The following is a 1,116-nucleotide window of genomic DNA, read 5'->3' as shown; positions in this document are numbered from 1 at the left end:
TTTGGATACTTTCTTTTGGCCAAACAAAAGAAAGTATCTCGGCTGTCGGGCCGAGACCCGACATTAAAAAAAGCCGTCGCGTTAGCGACACTAAACCCCAACTCGAGGCCATCCATGGCTTCTGGATTCCGGCAATCCATGCCGGAATGACGTGTTCATTCAGACCGCTCCAAGTCGATAAGACGACACCAGACAAAACAAACATTCTTATGTCGCCCAAATCCTCGGCGCACAAACGGCCTTACCAACCACATCCCCACGCACCAATCCCCAAACCCTTTCAAAAAACCCCTTCAACAAATCCGCCCGCCTATCCAAGCCCCGACAAATCAACAAACCCTCAATCAAAGTCACCCCGCGATTAGCCTCATCGCCAATCAATTCCTGCACAGCCGCCAACTGCAAAGCCGTAGCCGGATAAACAAACAGCGTTCCACACGCCGAATGCCCAAACAAACCCCAACGGGCTTGAAACGCTTCAGCATCCAGATGCAAGCGTTCCATGTAAACCATGCGCCCGGCACGACTGATGCGCCAGCTTAAAGTGGCTGCCCCGTTATCGAAGCCTTCACCAGCAGCCGGGCGGCCCAAGGCTAATATTTCCCAGCCGATGAAGCGGGCGTGTTCGGCCAAATCGATATTCATGCTGGAATTTAAGCGCGCACCTTCGTAAACGATGGTTTCCTGCGGTAGCCATTCCAGGCTGGCGCCGTCGGCGACGCTGAGATTGACGTTTTGCCGCGCTTCGCCGCCGCCGCTACGATAAAACTTGCCGGCGGCTGGGGTGGTGATTAGTGCTTGCGCATCGGGTTCGACAGTGGCTGTAATGCTTAATTGATCGCCGGCCACCACGCCACCGGGCGGGTGTAGCAAGTACACATGGCAGACGCCGCCTTCGGGGTAGAAGGGGCGCTGCACGGTCAACGGGCCACGGTGGGCGCGGTTGACCAGGGCGGTTTTGGATCCACGTGGGGCGAAACCTAAAGTGAGTTCGGCTTCCCAGTGGCTGAACGATTGACTACAAAACTGTTTCTCCGCGAGCTCGTTACTCATTTGAATCTGTTAGTTGTTCAGGGTTCGAAACCTTATTTTGCGTGCCCTTCGACAAGCTCAGGA

Annotated in this window: 2 protein-coding genes; both read right to left on the bottom strand. The window is 55.0% G+C overall.

Annotation, left to right across the window (positions count from 1 at the left end; translation table 11 throughout):
- Positions 1-205 (bottom strand): hypothetical protein (locus A1355_RS26100; RefSeq protein ID WP_231883627.1); only part of this gene is annotated, 205 nt, incomplete at its 3' end.
- Positions 206-207: 2 nt separating this feature from the next.
- The gene (locus A1355_RS09625) at positions 208-1,053 is read right to left on the bottom strand and encodes an urease accessory protein UreD (RefSeq protein WP_064027416.1); all 846 of its coding nucleotides are present in this window, start codon (positions 1,051-1,053) and stop codon (positions 208-210) included.
- Between the last annotated feature and the right edge of the window lie 63 nt (positions 1,054-1,116).

Source organism: Methylomonas koyamae, from assembly GCF_001644025.1.
Taxonomy (GTDB): Bacteria; Pseudomonadota; Gammaproteobacteria; order Methylococcales; family Methylomonadaceae; genus Methylomonas; species Methylomonas koyamae_A.
Note: the sequence above shows the minus strand (reverse complement) of the source record. Positions and strands in the feature narration are given on the sequence as shown.

What these genes read in the sequence shown, in the direction of transcription:
- A1355_RS09625 (WP_064027416.1), bottom strand. Translation starts at nt 1,053, where the DNA reads ATGAGTAACGAGCTCGCGGAGAAACAGTTTTGTAGTCAATCGTTCAGC.